General features: G+C 48.6%; 14 protein-coding genes. 1 reads left to right on the top strand and 13 read right to left on the bottom strand.

Going from position 1 to position 17196, the window contains the following annotated elements:
• Positions 1-191 precede the first annotated feature (191 nt).
• The 3 genes from KNQ04_RS05695 to KNQ04_RS05685 form a co-directional block, all read right to left on the bottom strand.
• A complete protein-coding gene (locus tag KNQ04_RS05695; RefSeq protein WP_214847961.1) occupies positions 192-1019 on the bottom strand; it encodes a fumarylacetoacetate hydrolase family protein in 828 nt (275 codons plus the stop codon).
• A gap of 87 nt (positions 1020-1106) precedes the next feature.
• Positions 1107-2552, bottom strand: coding sequence for a SulP family inorganic anion transporter (locus KNQ04_RS05690; RefSeq protein WP_214847960.1), 1446 nt, complete (start codon positions 2550-2552; stop codon positions 1107-1109).
• Positions 2553-2618: 66 nt separating this feature from the next.
• Entirely contained in the window at positions 2619-3527 is a 909-nt protein-coding gene (locus KNQ04_RS05685) for a TetR/AcrR family transcriptional regulator (protein ID WP_214847958.1), read from the bottom strand.
• Between the two features lie 173 nt (positions 3528-3700).
• On the opposite strand from KNQ04_RS05685, the gene KNQ04_RS05680 reads away from it, so the two are divergent.
• Positions 3701-5173, top strand: a complete 1473-nt coding sequence (locus KNQ04_RS05680; protein WP_214847956.1) for a DHA2 family efflux MFS transporter permease subunit — start codon at positions 3701-3703, stop codon at positions 5171-5173.
• A gap of 93 nt (positions 5174-5266) precedes the next feature.
• Here the strand turns inward: KNQ04_RS05680 and nrdG are convergent, their stop codons facing one another.
• From nrdG to mutS, 10 genes are all read right to left on the bottom strand, one after another.
• On the bottom strand, positions 5267-5737 hold the full coding sequence (nrdG, locus tag KNQ04_RS05675; protein ID WP_214847954.1) for an anaerobic ribonucleoside-triphosphate reductase activating protein: 471 nt from the start codon (positions 5735-5737) through the stop codon (positions 5267-5269).
• Positions 5709-7544 (bottom strand): anaerobic ribonucleoside triphosphate reductase, encoded by a 1836-nt coding sequence (locus tag KNQ04_RS05670; protein ID WP_214847952.1) that lies wholly within the window; start codon positions 7542-7544, stop codon positions 5709-5711. Before KNQ04_RS05670 ends, nrdG begins: the two co-directional genes overlap by 29 nt.
• Positions 7545-7681: 137 nt before the next feature.
• Positions 7682-8134, bottom strand: a complete 453-nt coding sequence (locus tag KNQ04_RS05665; RefSeq protein WP_214847950.1) for an NUDIX hydrolase — start codon at positions 8132-8134, stop codon at positions 7682-7684.
• 118 nt (positions 8135-8252) lie between these two features.
• Entirely contained in the window at positions 8253-10277 is a 2025-nt protein-coding gene (locus KNQ04_RS05660; RefSeq protein WP_214847949.1) for a HAMP domain-containing sensor histidine kinase, read from the bottom strand.
• Positions 10278-10367: 90 nt separating this feature from the next.
• The gene (locus tag KNQ04_RS15605) at positions 10368-10595 is read right to left on the bottom strand and encodes a hypothetical protein (protein WP_251136895.1); all 228 of its coding nucleotides are present in this window, start codon (positions 10593-10595) and stop codon (positions 10368-10370) included.
• Positions 10595-10918 carry an adenylate kinase family protein gene (locus tag KNQ04_RS15600; protein WP_251136894.1) on the bottom strand — a complete coding sequence of 108 codons (324 nt, stop codon included), beginning with the start codon at positions 10916-10918 and terminating at the stop codon, positions 10595-10597. Before KNQ04_RS15600 ends, KNQ04_RS15605 begins: the two co-directional genes overlap by 1 nt.
• Before the next feature lie 88 nt (positions 10919-11006).
• Positions 11007-11687, bottom strand: a complete 681-nt coding sequence (locus tag KNQ04_RS05650) for an LrgB family protein (RefSeq protein ID WP_214847947.1) — start codon at positions 11685-11687, stop codon at positions 11007-11009.
• Positions 11680-12069 carry a CidA/LrgA family protein gene (locus KNQ04_RS05645; protein ID WP_214847945.1) on the bottom strand — a complete coding sequence of 130 codons (390 nt, stop codon included), beginning with the start codon at positions 12067-12069 and terminating at the stop codon, positions 11680-11682. Before KNQ04_RS05645 ends, KNQ04_RS05650 begins: the two co-directional genes overlap by 8 nt.
• 754 nt (positions 12070-12823) lie before the next feature.
• Complete coding sequence (mutL, locus tag KNQ04_RS05640) at positions 12824-14632, bottom strand: DNA mismatch repair endonuclease MutL (protein WP_214847943.1); 1809 nt, start codon at positions 14630-14632, stop codon at positions 12824-12826.
• A gap of 11 nt (positions 14633-14643) precedes the next feature.
• On the bottom strand, positions 14644-17178 hold the full coding sequence (gene mutS / locus KNQ04_RS05635; protein ID WP_214847940.1) for a DNA mismatch repair protein MutS: 2535 nt from the start codon (positions 17176-17178) through the stop codon (positions 14644-14646).
• Positions 17179-17196: the final 18 nt, after the last annotated feature.

Here is a 17196-nt window from a genome sequence, read left to right as displayed (position 1 = left end):
CATTCATTTTTTTATTTATTTCTATAAAAAACGTTCATTTTACGACTTTATTCGACAATATCATCGTTTTCTCATCAATTATACACCAAAAACGGTCATCGTGTGACGGTTTACACAAAAAAACCGTTCAACGAGTGAACGGTTTTCAAAGATGAGTAAATCACCTTTTCAATTTTTAGCCCGGTTGTTCGTTATGCTTTTACTTCATTCCGAAGATGACCGATTCCCTCAATCGATACATCGACGATATCACCTGTTTGTAAGTACGTAGGCGGCTTCATTCCATGACCGACGCCTGCAGGTGTACCCGTCGCGATGATATCTCCAGCTTCGAGCGTCATCCCGCGAGAGACTTCCGTCAAAATTGTCACGATATCCCGAATCATCAATTTCGTCGAACCCGATTGACGGACCTGCCCATTGACACGCGTTTCGACCAGGACGTCACTCGGATCAAACGATTCCTTCGTGACGATGACTGGACCGAATGGACAAAAGCCATCAAGCGACTTCCCACGGAAAAACTGAACGTGTTCTTTTTGAAGATCACGTGCCGTCACATCATTGACGATGCTGTAACCAAAGACGTGATCAAGCGCATTCTCCGGAGTCAAATCGCGCCCTGTCGTCCCGATGATGATAGCGAGTTCGCCTTCATAATCCAGCTGGTCCGTTAAATCGGCATGGCGTTCAATCGAATCAAACGGTCCGACAATCGCACTGGGTGCCTTTGTGAACAGCACAAATTTCCCCGCCCCTGCCGTATCCATCTCTTTAATATGGTCGGCGTAATTTTTGCCGACGCAGATGACATTTCGCATTGGAACGTACGGTGCAAGTAAGCGGACATCTTCCGTAATCAATGGTGCGATATCTAAATCAAGATCCATCTCAAACCCCCGTGTGATGACCTCAAGCAGTGAGTCCGTATAGGCTTGTGCCGTCACGTCATACCGGTGTCCCGCCGACTCGACGCCAATCCGTTCGCGCCCTTCTTGTTCAAATCGAAACCATTTCATAGTAATTCCCCCTTTTTTCCTAGTATACCGTTCACCTGGTCACGGATACAAAAAAACCGTCAAGATTTTCATCCTGACGGTCCGTCTTCATATAATCCGGTGTGCTAACCGGTCAATTAATGCTTGTGATTCTTCATTTAATGCAACGAGTTCCACTTTCGTCCCAGCTGTCTGATACTTCAAGACAACCGTTTCAATTGCTTCCGTCGCTGAATCATCAAACAAATGGGCATTCGTAAAGTCGATGACGACACGATTCATCTGTGCGTCAGCGACGACGTCAAATTGTTCGGTAAAGGTCGTCGTCGAGGCGAAGAAGATCGGTCCATTGATTCGATACGTGACTTGATCGTTTTCAACACGGCGTGTCATGTTGATTCGCGAAATTTTCGACGCAAACAAAATCGCTGCCAGCAAGATGCCGACGAGTACCCCCATCGATAAATCATCCGTCAAGACCGTTACGACGACTGTCGCCAGCATGACCGCAGAGTCACTTTTCGGTGAGTTCTTCAACATTTTGAACGAGCCCCAGTCAAATGTCGCATACGATACGAAGAACATGACACCGACGAGTGCTCCCATCGGAATCGTCATTAATAAATCATTCATCGTGACCATCAACAGCATCAAAAACGCTCCCGCAGTAAACGTCGATAGACGCCCACGGCCGCCTGACGTGACATTGATGACCGATTGGCCGATCATCGCACAGCCCGGCATTCCGCCGAAGAAACCGGCAACAATGTTTGCGATTCCTTGTCCACGTGATTCCGTCGCCTTGTTTGATGTCGTATCTGTCATTTCATCGACGATTCGTGCCGTCAATAAGGACTCAATCAAACCAACGAAAGCGAGCGATAAAGCATACGGGAAAATGATTTGTAACGTCTCGAGTGAAAACGGGACGTTCGGTAAGAAGAAGCTTGGAAGCGACGCCGAAATTTGTCCCATATCCCCGATGACACGTGTATCAAGTGAAAAGACGACCGTCAAAATCGTCATGATCGTGATTGCGACGAGTGGCGCCGGAATGATTTTTGTAAAACGCGGGAAAATTAAGATGATGGCGAGCGACGCTGCGACCATCGCATACATGATCCAGTTTTGTCCTTCGAACTGCGGCAATTGCGCCGAAAAAATTAAAATGGCTAATGCATTGACGAAACCGACCATGACCGAACGCGGAATGAACCGCAGTAATTTTGCTACCCCTAAAAATCCGAGGATGATTTGAAAGACCCCCGCGAGAATACCGGCAGCAAGTAAATAATCGACCCCGTGATCTTTGACGAGTTGGACGACGACGAGTGCCATCGCACCTGTCGCGGCGGAAATCATTCCTGGTCGACCGCCGGCAATTGAAATAACGATCGCGATGATGACAGAAGCGTACAGTCCGACCATCGGGTTAACGCCTGCAATCAAGGAAAAGGCGATTGCTTCCGGAACGAGTGCCAACGCGACGACGATTCCGGACAGAATGTCTGTTTTTGGTTGCAACAGCCACTCTTTTCTCCATTGTGAAAACATCTAATTCCTCATTTCTGTTTTTAATCTATTTCCTATCATAGTACCTTTTTGGGAAACAGACAAGCCTCATGATGATTTTGTCCGGATCATCACGATTTCATCGACCATGGCTTTATACGTCGCCATGATGTCCTGTCCACAAAAGATCGGGTCCTCGTCTAATGTATCAAGCGCCCGGCGTAAGAGGTGAATTTTCGGTTTTTTCCGTTCAAGCAATTCTTCATACACAAAATCAAGCACTTCGTTATGGGCTTCCCTTGACGCATCCGAGATGGACGATAATCCAATCAACCGTTTCATGTGTTCATTCGTTTTTTCAAACAGTTCCTTCCGGATGACGACCTCATCCTGCGGACGATCGAGCCAAACGGATAGGAAGCGAGGCGGAATCAACTGCTCTTCCATTCGACTGACATCGTCGACGAGATGCGTCAATCGGTTAAAGACATACCGGACGACGCGCTCCGGTTGTGTATTTTTTTCTGATTGGCGGAAAAAATACATCGCATACTGGAGCATTCCCGTATAGAGAACCGCTAAATCGAGCAAATACGGGGCTTTTTCTTCACCGAACAAGTCCCGCATCCGGTGATACGTCCATTCGATTTCAAGTAAACGGTTCTTTTCCATAAATGCCTTCAGTTCTTTTTCATTCGAAGCGACAGCTTCTTCAAACAAGGTATAGAGTTTATATTTTTGCATCAGTTCGAGATAACAGTTTCCTTGCTGGATGAACGTTTCATAGTCCGAGACATCCCGTCCGACTAAAATTTCTTTACGGACCGTACGCATTTTTTCAAAGACGACATTAAAGACATCAATGAACAATTCATTTTTTGATGAAAAATAGTTATAAAATGTGCCTTTCGACACATTGCTGTGGTCTAAAATATCTTGAATCGATGTCGACTGGTACCCCTTTTCGACGAACAGACGGTAGGCAGCATCCAGTAGTTGTTTCTTCTTAGGGTTCATAGGTCAAGTCCTCTTCTTAAGATCTGTTGAGTAAAATCAATTTAACTCAATCTTTTTTATTTTAGTGTATAAAGCAAATAATTTGTAATGTTTCGCTTCAGGCGGTAAGATAGCTAAGTTGTAGAATTGAAGTATAACAAATTAGACGTATAGTATAAAAGGAGCATAACGAAATGCAATCAACCAAGCAATCATCTCGACTTTATCTTATTTTAGCTGTCCTCATGGCAGGCGCGTTCGTTGCCGTCCTCAACTCGACACTATTAAATATCGCCTTACCTTCCATTATGGTTTCGCTCGATATTCAAACAAGTACGGCCCAGTGGCTGACGACAGGTTATATGCTCGTCAACGGAATCATGATTCCGACGTCAGCCTTTCTCGTCCAAAAATTTTCAACCCGGCAGTTGTTTTTAACAGCGATGGGCTTGTTTACAATCGGAACCATCGTTGCCGGTCAAACCGAGCTCTTCCCGGTATTACTTAGTGCACGGATGCTACAGGCATCCGGTTCTGCCATCATGATGCCGCTATTGATGAACGTCTTAATCACTGGTTTCCCGATCGAGAAGCGCGGACAAGCGATGGGAATCTTCGGACTCGTCATCACATTCGCACCAGCAATCGGACCGACGCTATCCGGTTGGGTCCTTGAACATTACGAGTGGCCGATGTTGTTCCACATCGTCACACCGATTGCGGTGCTCGTCCTAGTCCTTGGCTTTTTCTTATTAAAAAAAGAAGTCGTGACCAGCAGTTTACGCATCGATCGCCTGTCCCTCGTGTTATCCAGCTTTGGATTCGGCGGCTTACTATACGGCTTTAGTTCTGCCGGTTCTGCCGGATGGGGATCATTTTCCGTCATCGGTGCATTAGCCGTCGGTTTCATCAGTCTTGTTTCATTCATTATACGACAATTACGTCTTGAGACACCGATGCTCGAGTTCCGAATTTTTAAATATCCGATGTTTGCCTTGTCACAAGGAATTTCAATGGTTCTCAACATGTCGATGTTCTCGGCGATGATCTTGATGCCGATTTATGTCCAGACGATTCGTGGAATTTCACCATTCCACTCCGGACTTTTGATGTTACCTGGTGCGCTCGTCATGGCGTTCATGTCTCCGATCACAGGTCGCTTGTTTGACCGGTTCGGTGCCCGTGTTCTTGCCATCATCGGATTGTCATTGACGGTCTTGACCACGTTCTTCTTTAGCCGTTTGACGGCAGATACAGCGTATTCGTTCCTCGTCATCATGTATACATTACGTTTCCTCGGCATCTCGATGGTGATGATGCCTGTCATGACGAACGGTCTCAATCATATTCCGCAACATTTGACACCGCACGGTACGGCACTCAACAATACGTTATCGCAAGTATCCGGTGCGATTGGTTCCGGGATCTTAATTTCCGTCATGACGTCACGGACAGCGAGTTATGCAACTGATCTGACTGCAAACGCAACAGCGACGGCAACTCCAAAAACGATCATGACACAAGCGATGGTCGAAGGAATTAATGATACGTTCTTTATTGCGACATTACTTGCCTTGTTCGCCTTGATTCTTTCATTCTTCATTAAAAAACGTCCTGCCGAGACATTGACAGTTGTTGAACCTGTCGCTGAAAAGAAATACGCGTAACAATCCACCGAAACGAATAGACAGAGAAAACGCCGCTTGCCCCGGATGAAACATGGGAGCATCGGCGTTTTTTGGTTGTCTGCAGTCCGTCCGCTACCTGTGCTTAATATACTCCTCAATCTGTTTGGCGGAGAGAATCCGTTGGTTCGTACTGCCACGGATGGCAAGGCTCGTATCATGGAGTTGCTCCATGTAGGGGCCGTCAATCAAACAATCCACCTTCTGTAAAATTCGGCAGGCACGCTCATCGTTGATCAAATGCTCAATCCGGTATCCGGTATACAAATAAATCTCATGGTCCGGTCGCAATACCAGGACGAGCTGTTCGAGGGCCTCGCGTTGCGCGAATGGTTCACCACCCGACAGCGTAATCCGTTTTGAACCGATTTCCTTGACCCATTTGATGACGTCACGAGTCGAGTAGTGTGTACCTGCTTCGGGCGACCACGACGATGGATTATGACAGCCACGGCAACGATGCGGACAACCGGCGAAAAAGATGACCGTCCGTAAGCCGGGACCATCGACGACTGAATCAGCGACGATTGATAGAAGTCGTACCATGATAGACCCGATCCTGTTCTTCCGCTCGTTTGGCTTCATTCCAGCGTGCCATCGTCCCGACAAGATATCCCGTAATCCGCCGAATCCGCTCAATGTCTTCTCCGCCACAGACCGGACACGTCTGCTCGATTGTCTGTTCCGTTCGACACGTCAAACACCGATCAATCGGATGATTGATCGAGCCATAGCCGATTCCTTCTGCCGCCATCAACCGAACGATATCTTCGACGGCTTGCGGGTTTTCCGCGAGTGCCCCGTCTGTCTCGACATAGGTGATATGTCCTCCGTTACACAGCGCGTGAAACGGGGCTTCGATGCGGATTTTCTCGCGTATCGTCACCGCTGCCTCCACCGGTAAATGAAATGAATTCGTATAATAGGTTTTATCGGTCACACCGGCAATTAAACCAAATGCCTCGACATCACGCGCCGTGAATTTCCCGGACAACCCTTCAGCGGGTGTCGCAATCAGTGAAAAATTCAATCCTGTTTTGTCACCGAATTGATCAGTCACACCACGCATCGTCTGAATCAAGGCACAACCGATGTTGTGGGCAAGCTCTGATTCACCATGATGCTGTCCGGTCAACACGATGAGCGCTTCCGCGAGACCAATAAATCCGACTGATAATGTCCCGTGACGCAGTACCGGTTCGACACGATCCGTCGGTAGCAGTGTCTCCCCGTCCCGCCAGACGTGTTGGTAAAGAAACGGAAATTCCTCTGCCCGTCGATTCGCTTGGTACTGATACCGTTCGAGCAGCTGCTCGCAAGCAAGTTTCGTATACTCCGTCAATGTCGTAAACATATGATCGACGGTTTGACTCGTCAAGGCAAGACGAACGAGATTCACGCTCGTAAAGGACAGATTTCCCCGCCCCGTCACGGAAACTTCCCCTTGGCGATGTTCGAAGACGCGTGTCCGGCAGCCCATGTACGCAACTTCTTCTGTTGTTTGACTGACGTTGAACGGGGCATCTAAAAACGCAAAATTCGGAAACAGCCGTTTCCCCGTCACTTTCGTCGCGAGCTGAAATAAATCGTAGTTCGGGTCACCCGGATTAAACGACACGCCTGCTTTGACTTTAAAAATCTGAATCGGAAAGATGGGCGTTTCCCCTTTCCCGAGACCTGCCAGTGTCGCTTCAAGTAAGGCTTTTGTTAGCATTCGACCGTAAAATGACGTGTCCGTCCCGTAATTGATCGAGATGAACGGGACTTGACCGCCACCGCGTGAGTGCATCGAATTCGTATTATGAATAAAAGCTTCACACGCCTGGTAGGTCATTTCATATGTTTCGCGATGGGCATAGGCTTCCTGGCGTGCTTTTGACCAGGTTGGAGCAATCTGATGGATTTTCTTCATCTGACGTTCGTATGTTTTTTTGACGAACGGGGCTAAATCAAAGTCAAACGTCGGAAAAGCTTGCCCACCATGCTGCATGTTTTGATTCGCCTGCATGATGATTGCAGCGAGGGCAAGCGCGGAGCGGATATCTTTCGCCGGACGGATCGAACCGTGACTCATCTGAAACCCGTTCGTCAGCAAGCGGCCTAGCGGAATTTGGGCACAAGTCGTCGTTCCCGTGACATAGTAGTCAGCGTCATGGATATAGAGGATGTTGTCCGCTAACGCTTGTTTGACGGTAGGTGTCAAAAGTAAGTCTTCCATCATCGCCCGCGCTGCCGCACTCGCAATCCGGTTCAACTTCGCAAGTGGTACTTTCCCATCGATGTTGGCATTTTCTTGGACATGATTAGTCGTCGGTTCCTCAATCACTTGTTGGTATAAGGTGTTCACTTCCATTTTCTTCACTCCCTAGATATCGGTTTGTTCTGTCTGTACGCCTACTATATCTAGGAAGAATCTGCAGCAGCAATCCCTGCATACTTTTGATTTTTTGCAAGTAAACATGCTAATTTTTCACGAAATGGTTGTAGAATTTAGGTGTTCTTCAGCTCCGGACAGGCTTTTCGAACTTCCAGTGCGCTATGAGGATTCTCACGACCGTCGAGCCACTCCGTCAAAAAAAGAACATCTTCCGGATACATGTGTTCGATAGTGCCGAGTGCAGCACGGGATAGCCACGCCATCTGTTCAATCGTTTCGTCCGGGTCGTTGATTCCTTGACTGTCACCGATTCGGATGACTTCAAAATAGGTCGTTTCCACTTGAATCGTTTCGATGACGGTCTGTTTCGTAAACAAGTGTTGTTTGATTTCCACCGGATAGCCGGTCTCTTCCATGACTTCCCGAACACAGCATTCGGCTGCTGTTTCCCCCGGCTCAATCCCGCCGGACGGAACGGCCCATGCCTCGGATCCATAACTCTTGACCATCAACACTTCATTTTTTTCATTGACGCAGACTGCTGCTGCACCATGCCACTCTCGCATCGTTTAATCCCCTTTCAGCTACTTGTTTCCGTTTAACCATTCGCGATGCCCTTAAACATCTCCTACAAAAAAACTGTCTCTCCAACAAAATAACTTGTTGAAAAGACAGCTTCTTTCATTACTTTTGAGTTGCGTTCGGTAACATGACTTTAAAAAATGCACCGTCTCCTAAGACAGACTCTACTTCAATCGTTCCGTCATGCTCACGGACGATTTCTTTACAGATTGACAATCCGAGTCCCGTTCCGCCGATTTTACGACTATCCGAGTTGTCGACGCGATAAAACTTACTGAACAAGTGCGGCGTCGAACTGACAGGAATCCCGACACCAAAATCACGGACACTCAGTTCGATGTTTACATCATGCTCGAGTAAACCAATGATGATCTCACCGCCGTCTGGCGAGTATTTCACAGCATTGTTCAGTAAATTGCCAAGCAATTGCCTCATGCTGTTACGATCGGCTTCCACCAGGAATGTCCGCCCTTGATCCGCATCGAGTTGCAGGTTATGCCGTTCCGTCGTCGCCTGATGAAACTGAATTTGTTCTTTGACGACATCGAGGAGATTAAATACTTCTTTTTCGTATGACTGCTTGCCTGATTCCATCCGTTGTACGTTCAAGAAATCACTGACGAGATCAGTTAGACGTTTTGATTCGTCATGGATTGTCTGTAAATACCGTTTACTCCGATCCGGGCCTAAGTCCCGTTTTAACATCAACTCGGTAAACCCATAGATTGACGATAAGGGTGTCCGTAGTTCATGTGAGACCGTCGAAACGAGTTCGGACTTCATTCGGTCAACTTCCGTTTCAGGCGTTACATCCCGGAAAACGAGGATCGTCCCGATTGGTTGTCCCTCATGAACGATTTCTTCAGCGTAGACTTGAATAAAGTACGTGCCGTCATCTATCGATAAGGAAAACATATCTGTCGGAATCTGACCAGCGAGAACTTCCTCGAAATACGTTCCGAACGCCTCTCGTTGATCCATCTGTTCGAACATCGTCGTGGGATTGACTTCAAGAAACGTCGTCATATCTGTTTTTTCTTCAATCTGAAGCGACTGGAAGATTTCAAACAATGCTCGGTTACCGAGTATCACTTGTTCTTCATGTTTGACATATAAGATTGCTTCTCGGACAGAATTTAACAGCTGCGCCGTCTCCGCCCGCTCATAGTCCATTTGTTCATATAACGTCATCCGCATCCGTGAAATCGCAATCTGTTTTGCGAACGATGCCAGTTCGGTGATATCATGTTCCGTGAACACTTCATCAAATCGTGCTAAATAAAGGCAAGCAATCAATTCATCTTTTGCCGGGTCCATGATCGGAATGACCGCTTCATGAATGTAGTACGGGTAACCTAACAATCGATCTTCGGTCACTTGTTTCGTCGATTGTGCACTTTCTTTAGAGACCATGACCCGTTTCAACAGTAACGATTCCGTTTTTAAACTCTCTTGCTGCTCATCAGTCATCTCTTTTGGTACAACCGACGTAATCTCATTATTTTTGATGAACAATAATGCCCCGAACTCCGTTTTCGTCAAACGGACGATTGTACTGATGACGGAAGAAAAATCAAACAAACTTTCTTTAGAAGCCAACGTCTCAATCAATTTATTCCGATCTTTCAAGTGCAATTCATTCGAACGTGTTGCCGTCAACGACTGTTCGAGTTCACGTTGCTTACCGGTCAAATCATCTTGTTTTTGTTCAAGCTCTTGGTTTTGTCGTGATAGCTCGGTATGTTGGGACGAAATTGAATCAGCCATCTTGTAAAAGGAGTCTGTTAATTGACCGACTTCATTATTCGATTGGCGGTCATACTCTAAGGAAATCGACTTCCCTTCTGCAAGACGGTGACTTTTCTTCGTCAGCTCTTGAAGCTGTTCCGTCAACCGATTGATGATTGGTCTGACGATGAACATAAGACACAAAATGAAAATCAGTAAGTTCAAGAACCAGAACCATTGTGTTTTCTCTAATTGGTCGAGTACTTGACGTTTCGTCTGACTTGCTGCGCCGTCGATATATAGGTAACTCGCAAATGACGTCAATGCCCCAATCGCGAATACCCCATAAAAAATCGCCATCAGTTGTCTTCCTATCTTTTCAGTCATCCATTTTCTCATAAAAAAATCCCCCTACTTATATTCATAAAAATACAGGGATGTCTTTAACCCATCTCGTATCTTCCTGTTAATTCCCTGAATTCGGGTGAATCAATCATAAAAGATACGTTTACGACGTGGCGGTGCTACATGCAGGTCACAACTTAACAGAATCGCATCAACGACACCTTGCTTCGTCAGTTGATCTGTCTCGATGTGTTGATTGAAAAGCGGATCAGACAATGCTTGAATACGGGCCTCGGCCTGCCGTCCTCCCCAGGAATCCGGTCGTTCGAATCGCCGAAGTAAACGTCGTTTGACGGTAGTCGCAGAAGCCATTAATGAAACATGATGGACGAGGTGCCCCGCCGTCTTAATTCACCGACGATTTCATCAAAATAGACCGGGTTCGTCACCGTCATCGGTACAATCATCGTCCGCTCGCCGGATTGATCACTCTGTTCGAGAAGCATCCGTGTCAGTTCCCGCCACAACGGTTCATCTTGGAAATCACCGTACATGCGTGTCGACGGGATTTGTTCTCTTAACAATTGACCGACTGATTCCGGATCGAAGATTACAGATTCCGGTATTCTATTTTGTAATCCCTTAGCCGCCGTCGTTTTTCCGACTCCAAATGTTCCGTTAATCCAGATAATCATGATTTCCCCGTCTCCCCTGTCCCCTAGCATGATGTACATACGAAAAAGCCGTCCCGCCGGTTTCAACCGTCGGACGACTTTTTGCCTGTTAATAAATGAAGCGGATGATGAAGGGGGCAAGGATGCTCGCAAAAATCGCCGTCAGCACCATCGTCAGCAACCCGACCGCCCCCTCCCGCTGGTCGAGTGTCATCGATTTCGTTGCACCCATGACATGGGCAATCGAAGCCAGTCCGACACCCCGACTGACGAAGTGACGAATCTTTAATCCCGTCATCAAGCGTGGACCGACGAGTGAACCGACGAGCCCTGTCATCAGGACGAACGTCGCGGTTAAGGTCGCCGTTCCACCCGAACGCTCAGAAATCGACAAGGCGACGGGCAACGTGACGGATTTCGGGAGCAGTGCCAGATTCGTCGTCCGTCCGAGATGTAACAACAGTCCGAACAGGATATCTGACGTCAAGGCGATGCTCGTCCCGATGACGACCCCTAGCCCGATTTCCGGTAAAAAACGCCGGACGTGGTGACGGACCGTATAAAGCGGAATCGCGAAGGCGGTGATTGCAGGACCGAGCATTTTCGTCAAGTATTGCCCGCCCGTCATATAGGTCGCGTGGGAGACACCCGTCAGTGACAAAATCAAAATCATCGCTGCCGTCACCGTCAAAATCGGTAACGTCCAGACACGCGGATACCGCCGATATCCGGCAAACCCGATCAAAAAGATGACAATCGTCAGAATCAACCAAAAGAGTGCCTTAATCACGTGGCGTCACCTCGTCTTTCCGGTGGGCGAGCCGATCGACGATGTACGCAGAACCGACGAGCGTCAGCAAGCTACTCATGATGACAATCAATACGACCTGCAGGCCATACTGGCGTAAGAATGCCGTATAGTCCATGATTCCCGACAATGCCGGAACGAAGAACAACGGCATGATGAGCAGCAACAGCCGGCCGCCCCGTTCAACGTGTTTGACTTGGACGATTTTTGCCTTGAGCGCTAAATAGAGCAACAAAAGTCCGACGATATTCCCCGGTAACGCTAAGTCAAAGCTTTTACTGATCAGTTCACCGATTGTCGCAAAACAAGTGATCAGTATCACTTGCCCAATCAATGAAAGAAGTGCGCGCATTTTTGTAGACATAATTCCTTTTCCCCTTGTATGAACCGAATTCACTGTTCATTATCCGCTTCTGTTTGTGAACAATCAATGAAATGAGTCAAATTAGTTGATGTAATCGTTCTCACATGAATTGAAGGGACACTTCTTGATGCACGACAGCTTTAAAGACGAAGAACTGTTCTTGAACAGACAGACGTGTATGAAGCGTGAACATGCGATAACGAGAGACAATCCGGTCGCGCTTCCCTGTCTCGCCTCGTCTTCAAAGCGGCAATCTTCCGCGCCGCTACAGCAAAGCTGCAGGGTCGCGACCGATTGCTTTTCGCGGTTCTAAGCGATTCGAGACGGATTGCGCCCTAAACCGTCTGCATGACTGGCTTTCCCTCACGGTATTTCCTAAAAAGCGTCACGTTTCGTTGACTCCTACGGGGAAAAGTGCGTTTTTAACGCACTTTTAGAGGCAGGCAAGACCCTGCTCGTTGTCCGTTAGGACGAAGGAGCAACGGCTTGCGCCTCGCCCGAGGAAAGCAACGAAAACAGACGCTTGATCTCCCGATGGCACTTTGTCTACAGCCTGAGCGCGTTTTCACGCGATGATAAGAGGCGGGCAAGCAACGAAAAAAAGAAGCTGTTATTGCCTAACACTATGCTTAGACAGCCGGTATTTGACGGGATAGACCATGACATATAAAACACCGATAATTCCATTTTTCATACGGAATCATCGGCGCTGTTTAGGCAGATTTTTTTCGTTTACGATGGGCAAATCGTCTTCTCACATCACCCGTTTAAACAATTTCTCCAGTTCATACGTCGTCCATTCGATGATGACCGGTCGACCGTGTGGACACGTGAACGGCATCTCGGTTTGTGACAGGTCGACGATCAACCGTCGCATCATCTCTTCATTTAACGGATGATTCGCTTTGATGGATTTTTTGCAGGCCATCATGATCGCCGCATCTTCCCGGTACTGTTCGATATCGACTTTTTGTTTTACCAACGCTTCATCCATTAGCTCTTGAATCGTTTCTTCCTGACGGTGTGATGGGAACCAGGTCGGCACTTCACGGACGATGAAGCTTTGTGGGCCAAACGCTTCCAACTCAATTCCGACTTCGAGCAGTAACGGTAAGGCTTCCTCCATTCGTTTCATATCGTCAGACGAGACTTCAAACGTATACGGCAATAACAGTTGCTGTTGTTGCTCAAGCGGACGGCCAAACATCACTTTGTACGTTTCATACTTGATGCGCTCCTGGGCAGCATGTTGATCAATCAAATACATCCCGTCCTCGCCGGAACAGACGATATAAGACGAGTGCAGTTGACCGATGACATCGAGATGGGGAAACTTCGGTCGAGTGTCCTCCGGTTGTCGAACGTTCGCTTCTTCCCGTTGCTCCCCTTCAAAACTGTCTGCTCGATCAGCCGGTCGCTCTTCTGGCTCGTGAACGGCTTCGCGTTTTGGAATCGGGTAGTTCCAGACTGCACGCGACGACGTTTCTTCGACCGGATCAACACTGTACGAGAAGTCGAGCCGTTCCTGAGCACTCGGGTCTTTTTTCGGTTTTGGTTTCGTCACTTGCGGAATCAATGTCTCGCGACTGAGTGTCATCCGAATCGTCTCTTGAATCAATTGACATAGCTCCGCTTCCTTCGACAAACGGACTTCCCGTTTTGCCGGGTGGACGTTGACATCAATCAATAGCGGGTCCATCGTCACCTCGATGACGGCAATCGGAAAACGACCGATCGGCAGCAGCGTATGGTACCCATTCAGGACGGCTTGCGATAAGGCAAAGTTTTTGACCGATCGTCCGTTTAGAATCAAGGTGATGTAGTTTTTTGACGCCCGCGTGACTTCCGGTTTAACAAGATGACACGTCAATTGATAATCTGCGTTTGATGCTGTCGCAACAAGCGTCCCTTGGATCGTCTGATGTCCGTAGACGCTCGCTAAGGCTTGCCGGACGTCTCCGGAACCATTTGTCTGGATCAACATTTTTCCTTCATGGACGGCACGGAACTTGACCTCCGGGTGGGCGAACGCCATCCGGTTCAAAACATCCGTGATCGCCGCAAGTTCCGTATGTGTCGTCTTCAAATACTTCAGCCGCGCTGGTGTATTAAAGAATAAGTGTTCGACCGTCAGCTCTGTTCCGCGGTTCATCGCACTAGCCAAACGCTCGAGTAATGTTCCGTATTCGAGAATCAATTGGACCCCTTCTTGATCGGCCCGCTTCGTCTTCAATGTGACTTTACTGACGGACGCAATCGAGGCTAACGCCTCGCCGCGGAATCCGAGTGTCTTAATCCGGAATAAATCGTGTTCATCCTTAATCTTACTCGTCGCATGACGGACGAAAGCGAGTTCCGCATCGTCCGGATAAAATCCGTGTCCGTTATCACGAATCGTCATCCGTTTCATCCCTGCTTCTTCAAGTTCGACATCGACTTGTGTCGCTCCGGCATCGAGTGCATTTTCGACGAGCTCCTTGACGACGGAAGCCGGTCGCTCGACGACTTCTCCCGCCGCAATCCGGTTCGCTAACGAATCCGATAATTCACGAATGATGCCCATCCCTTATCTCCTCACTTTCTTGCTTCTGCTTGCAACCGATACAACGTATTGAGTGCATCGAGTGGTGTCATGTTGATTAAGTCCAGTGTTGCGACCGTCTCCTTGACAGGGTCCGGTTCTGCAAACAGGCTCATCTGATCGACGGATTCCTTCACGGCAGGTGCCGGGATATCGGCCGGTGGTTTGACGACTTGATCGGCTTGTTCGAACTCTGACAACAGGACCTCTGCTCGCGTAATCAAAGTTTCCGGTAAATCTGCGAGCCGTGCGACATGGATTCCGTACGATTGATCGGCTTTCCCGTCCCGGACTTCATGCAAGAACACGACGCGTCCGTTTTGTTCGACGGCGCGGACGTGGACGTTCGCAAGCTTCGCAATCGTTTCTTCAAGCACCGTCAACTCATGGTAGTGGGTCGAGAAAAGCGTTTTCGCGCCGACTGAGTCAGCAATGTGCTCGACAATCGCTTGGGCGAGTGCCATTCCGTCATAAGTCGACGTCCCCCGTCCGATTTCATCTAGTAAGATGAGTGACCGGTCCGTTGCCCGTGTCAAGGCCTCTTGCGTCTCGACCATCTCGACCATGAACGTCGATTGTCCACTGACTAAATCATCCGCTGCCCCGATCCGGGTAAAGATTTGATCGAAAACGGGAAGTTCTGCCCGCGATGCCGGAACGAACGAACCGATTTGGTGGAGTAAGGCAATTAAGGCAAACTGACGCATGTATGTTGATTTACCGGACATGTTTGGTCCCGTGATCAATAACATTTCCCGTGCTTCGTCTAGCGCAATCCCGTTTGCAACGTATTCACCACGCGGTAAGACCGTTTCGATGACCGGGTGACGCCCGTCTTCGATCGCTACGCTTCGACCATTCGTCGTCACCGGACGAACGTAATCGTGCGTTTCCGCGATTTCCGCGAGCGCGACGAGGACGTCGAGTTCCGCAATCCGGCGGCTGACCCGTTGCAAACTCTCAATGTGTGTTTTGACTTGGTCACGGACACCACAGAAGAGTTCATATTCCATCGTGATACTTTTTTCTTCCGCGCCGAGAATCAATGCCTCTTTTTCTTTCAGTTCCGGCGTAATGTAACGCTCGGCATTCGCAAGCGTCTGTTTTCGTTCGTAGCGTCCTTCTGGGAGCAACTTCGCGTTAGCCCGTGAGACTTCGATGTAATACCCGAACACACGGTTGTAGCCGATCTTTAACGTTTTAATCCCCGTCGCCTGCCGTTCACTCGCTTCAAGTGTCGCAAGCCACGTCTTGCCGTCTTTTGAAGCGGTCAACAGTTCATCGAGCTCGGCGTTAAAGCCCGTCCGGATCATGCCGCCGTCTTTCGTTGAAATCGGTGGGGCTTCGACGAATGCCGCATCAAGTAACGCTATTAACTCGTCATGCGGATCTAGCCCAAGCGCCAATTGACCGAGACGCTGGCTGAGCAGTTCTTCGAGCGCTGCCTGTATCCGCGGAATCAGCCGTAATGTCGTTTTCAGCTGGACGAGATCACGGGCAGAAGCTGTGCCATAGCCGACTTTCGCGACAAGTCGCTCGAGGTCGTAGACTTCCTTTAACGTATCTTTCAACTGTTGACGCTCAAAGTAGTGGCCAAGCAGTTCTTCGACCGCATCAAGCCGCTCCGTAATCGTCTGTTCCGACAGGAGTGGTTTTTCAAGCCACCGCTTAAGCATCCGGCCGCCCATCGCGGTTCCCGTGATGTCGAGTAATCCTAGCAACGAACCCTTTTTATCCCCGGTTCGCGCTGACCGGACAAGTTCCAGGTTTTTGACCGTATTCGGCTCGAGCTGCATGAAGTCCGTCGCTTCGTACACAAGCGCCGGTTGCAAGTGCGACAAGGCACGTTTTTGCGTATCATGCATGTAGGCATAAAGGACAGCGAACGCATCCGCTTGTGCTGCATCGATTGCCCGGTCACCATGCGGGTGACTTTCGCGACGCGTGCTTTCTGTCAATGGAATCCGTAACGACTGTAATGCTGCAACGTGCTCCGGATTCGTGACGACGATTTCCCGCGGCAAAATGATACTCAGTTCCTTGATGACGGCGTCAAGCGACCGGACACTCGTCAAGGCACTTTCGCCTGTCGAAACATCCCCGCGGGCAATCCCGAACCGTCCTTCTTGTTCCGTCACGGCAACAAGATAACGGTTTTCCTTTTCCGTCAGGGACGACATCAGTGTACCCGGCGTGATGACTTGAATGACTTCCCGCTTAACAAGGCCTTTCGTCAGCTTCGGATCTTCGACTTGGTCACATAACGCGACTTTGTATCCCCGTTCAATCAACTGTTCGATGTAACCGTTCGCCGCATGATGCGGGACACCGCACATCGGAATCGGATGTTCAGCATTTTTCCCGTTCTTCGCCGTCAACGTCAGTTCCAGTTCATGCGCCACTTGTTTTGCATCGTCAAAAAACAATTCATAAAAATCACCTAATCGGTAAAATAAAAAGGCATCGGGGTAATCTGCCTTAATTGAAAAATATTGTTTCATCATTGGTGTATTGTGTACTGCTTCCATCTTTCCACCTCATTCGTA

The organism is Exiguobacterium sp. s193, assembly GCF_018618755.1.
Taxonomy (GTDB): Bacteria; Bacillota; Bacilli; order Exiguobacteriales; family Exiguobacteriaceae; genus Exiguobacterium_A.
This window is presented reverse-complemented; position numbering and strand designations above follow the sequence as displayed.

Coding starts and splice junctions, on each gene's coding strand:
- KNQ04_RS05695 (WP_214847961.1), bottom strand. CDS start 1,019: ATGAAATGGTTTCGATTTGAACAAGAAGGGCGCGAACGGATTGGCGTC.
- KNQ04_RS05690 (WP_214847960.1), bottom strand. CDS start 2,552: ATGTTTTCACAATGGAGAAAAGAGTGGCTGTTGCAACCAAAAACAGAC.
- KNQ04_RS05685 (WP_214847958.1), bottom strand. CDS start 3,527: ATGAACCCTAAGAAGAAACAACTACTGGATGCTGCCTACCGTCTGTTC.
- KNQ04_RS05680 (WP_214847956.1), top strand. CDS start 3,701: ATGCAATCAACCAAGCAATCATCTCGACTTTATCTTATTTTAGCTGTC.
- nrdG (WP_214847954.1), bottom strand. CDS start 5,737: ATGGTACGACTTCTATCAATCGTCGCTGATTCAGTCGTCGATGGTCCC.
- KNQ04_RS05670 (WP_214847952.1), bottom strand. CDS start 7,544: ATGGAAGTGAACACCTTATACCAACAAGTGATTGAGGAACCGACGACT.
- KNQ04_RS05665 (WP_214847950.1), bottom strand. CDS start 8,134: ATGCGAGAGTGGCATGGTGCAGCAGCAGTCTGCGTCAATGAAAAAAAT.
- KNQ04_RS05660 (WP_214847949.1), bottom strand. CDS start 10,277: ATGAGAAAATGGATGACTGAAAAGATAGGAAGACAACTGATGGCGATT.
- KNQ04_RS15605 (WP_251136895.1), bottom strand. CDS start 10,595: ATGGCTTCTGCGACTACCGTCAAACGACGTTTACTTCGGCGATTCGAA.
- KNQ04_RS15600 (WP_251136894.1), bottom strand. CDS start 10,918: ATGATTATCTGGATTAACGGAACATTTGGAGTCGGAAAAACGACGGCG.
- KNQ04_RS05645 (WP_214847945.1), bottom strand. CDS start 12,069: ATGTCTACAAAAATGCGCGCACTTCTTTCATTGATTGGGCAAGTGATA.
- mutL (WP_214847943.1), bottom strand. CDS start 14,632: ATGGGCATCATTCGTGAATTATCGGATTCGTTAGCGAACCGGATTGCG.
- mutS (WP_214847940.1), bottom strand. CDS start 17,178: ATGGAAGCAGTACACAATACACCAATGATGAAACAATATTTTTCAATT.